The 3,365-nt window shown below is 32.8% G+C and carries 2 protein-coding genes; both read right to left on the reverse strand.

Annotated elements, in window-relative coordinates:
• Positions 1–119 precede the first annotated feature (119 nt).
• Complete coding sequence (locus AB5123_RS14045) at positions 120–938, reverse strand: polyphenol oxidase family protein (protein ID WP_177444806.1); 819 nt, start codon at positions 936–938, stop codon at positions 120–122.
• A complete protein-coding gene (locus tag AB5123_RS14050; RefSeq protein ID WP_368364973.1) occupies positions 916–3,213 on the reverse strand; it encodes a hypothetical protein in 2,298 nt (765 codons plus the stop codon). The genes AB5123_RS14045 and AB5123_RS14050 overlap by 23 nt, the downstream gene beginning before the upstream one ends.
• Positions 3,214–3,365 lie beyond the last annotated feature (152 nt).

Below are 3,365 nucleotides of genomic sequence, written 5' to 3' on the forward strand. Positions count from 1 at the left end.
TGTCTTAAAAATGGACATAAAAATAGACCTTTCTGCTTTTAAAACAAAAAGGTCTGATAAAAAAGGAGTATAACTTTCGGCTTTAAAAGCTTTTGTTATACTCCTGATTATATTGTTGTTTAGATAAGTCTTAAAAACATACCATTCATACCGTTCAAATGCTTACCGTCTTTAATCGGTCCACGTCGATATGAATGTAACAGATCCGAATGACAAAAAGTGCATAAGTCAATTACAGAGATATTTTGCTCTTTTAAACCTGCCCTGATCAGCATCTCTTTGTTAGCACCGAATAAGTCAATATGCGGCTTTTCATATTTATCTGATATAAAATCACCTAAACCAGCATTTTTGAATTGAACTGCCACGTCGTTTCCGACCTCGAAACAGCATTTGCCGATTGACGGACAAATTACTGCAATTAAATTTGAAGGATCAGCACCAAAAGCGTCATGCATTGCATTAACAGTATTAGAAATAATCCCATTAAGTGTTCCTTTCCATCCTGCATGTAGCATTCCTATTGATTTAGTTTTTGTATCAACTAATTGGATGATTGCACAATCTGCCGAATACATGTACAAAGTAATCTTATTTGAATTAGTAATCAAACCGTCTGCTCTCGGAGCAATTGGTTCATTATATATATCTATTAAATCCGCCTCTGTAACAATCCTTACAATATTTGTACCTGCAATCAGTCTGTTTGTAATTACCATATTAGGATCTACATTTATCGCTGAACAAAACAATCTAAAATCGTTACGGCTGTTCTCAATATCCAAAGGTTTGTAAATACTACAATTTAATGAGCCCCATTCTCCTTCAGAAGTACCGCCGTTTCTCGTGCTGCAATATCCTTCTGCAATTCCAGTATTGTTAATTGCAGAGATTTGAATCATCGGCATGCCATTTTTAGTGATAAATTCGTAAGTCATTACATCCTCCATGATTATATCTTTTTGAATACTGTTCAATTTTTTGCCTGAAATCATCGCTCCACATTGTAGTATCGCTGTTTAAAAAGTCGACATCTACCATGTTGAATCCTGACATATTTTGAATTATTGCCTTGCAGAAATCTGAATCCATAAAGTTCAAATTTGATTTTTCAGAAGCAATCACCTTATCAAAATCCCAAGAAAAGACTTTTCCACTTAATGAAGCAGAAAATAAGGTTGATCCTAAAAATTTTACGTCAAGAAGTTGGTCGTCATGCGTGAGCTTTTTCAAAAAAACAGTTTGACAGTTTTCTTCAACTCTGTATATGCACATGCTATATGAATAAGCTGTTGTAGCTGCATATAGATTATTTTTGTAATTGAATAATATACATGCACTTATGCCACTATTATTTTCATTTTCACGGTCATTGGCTAACACAGAATGATTATTTGTTCCGTCATATACCAAAGCAAATTCAGACTTTTTCTCATCATCATAGTTACCGGCAATATGATATGTACGATTCCTATCAGAATCTAAAACGTCAATAGCACGTAAAAAAACCGAGTCAGGAACTAAACCACTTATGTCTGTGCATTCTGTGATTTGTAATTTATCTTTACCAAGAATTTTTATATTAATAACAATAGGTCTATTTTTAGTAGTTTCAGCAAGAACTAACGCTGTCGTGGTCTCCAAACTGTCATTTATAATTTTTAGCTTTCTGCATTTACAGTTGAATTGTTTATTCAAGTCAGCATGGCACAACTTATAAAATCGATTATTTATAAAGTCTATTTTATAAATCTCAATAATGCCCAAGTCAGTTATAGCCCACAAATTGCCGTTATTTGTGAATTCTATAGAAAGGACTCTGCCGTTCATCGGTATTTTACAAACCAACATTTCGTTTGAAGTGTTCCAAATACTGATGCTCTGATCGTATGAAGAAGCTGCAACATATAAAACCTTATTATAGAAGTAATGTTTTAGATCCCAGATCCAATCGTCATGTGCCTGGAATACCTTTTTACACTTCCAATTATACATATGCCTAACCTTTTTCCAGCAACTTATAGAGCCTGAATAGGAGGCAAGATATATTTCATTTTCGCTGATTACATCTAAAGTATGTATTCCATGATAATGTCCCGGCAAATATTCTGAAACCAATTCATTTTTAGTATCAATTATTTGAAGTGATCTGTCTACAGAACAAGTTATTATTTTGTTATCGTCCAAATATAATGCATCCTCAACTTCTGCAATTTGTTTCCCATAATAAACTTGCAAATTAAAGTCATTGCTTATCATATTAGTTCTACTATATTCATATATATTAGGCATAGACTTTGATTGCGAATTACTCGTTAATACAAATTTGCAGCCACTACATGATACTGCAATATTGTTGAAGCCTATAAACTTATCAGTTCGTTTATTATGATCATGTGCGTTATCTGCAATAATCACTGATTCGGATTCAGATACTAATTCAATTACTGATTTTGTTATTCCTCGAATATTTATAATTAGCTCTAAATCATCATTCCATCCAGTCTTTTTAATATCATATATATATGCATCTTCCATGCACTTTATTTCGTGCCATAAGTTATTTTGTATCACCATAAAGTTGTGGTCAAATACTAGTTCACGTATTTGTTTGCCATAGGAACAATAAAGCCTATCATAATCATATACCATTTTACACTTAGCTCGTTCTAATTGTACAAATCTAAATACAAGAGAAAAATCGTTTTCACTTCTAGAATCAAAACGATATATACTTCCATCTATAACTGATATAAAAAATACATCCTGATTATCTGTCGATAATATTTGTTGAACAGATCCTTTCAGATTGCATGAATGTTTTAAACAAATTATAATATTTCCGTTATCAATAGAACAGTCCCATACACAAAATGTACCGTTTCTATCACCGGTCAATAAGCGTCCTGTTTTTTTTGAGTATACAGATGACATAACCTGCTCGCCTTTATATGTTGACAAAATTTTAAAACTGCCTGTATCTAAATTATATGCCCATATCCCACCGGCGGATATAGAAAGTAAATTGTTATCCACCCGGCACATCGTATGTATAGCTGCCGAATGACCAGATGACTGAAATGTTTCTTCTGTTAAATATGCTTGATTAAAATTTGCTGTTTTAAGTTTCCCATCTATGCATAATGTGCTAAGTTTAGTCATATTTAGCGTCGTTAAATTTAAATCAAGACCGCTAAAATTAAATGTACTCAAGTTATTATCTCGTGTTAATTTAGCAACATTAACTAAATTTTTAACAGCTTCGGCACATTTTATATTATGAAAATTCGTAACCGCCTAATAACATACCGCCCCTAAATAAAAGATCCCCAAGCTGCGGTTCGAGGATTACTCATGTTGCTTTA

It is taken from the genome of Ruminococcus sp. RTP21204st1_B2_RTP21204_210225 (assembly GCF_040914135.1).
Taxonomy (GTDB): Bacteria; Bacillota; Clostridia; order Oscillospirales; family Ruminococcaceae; genus Hominimerdicola; species Hominimerdicola aceti.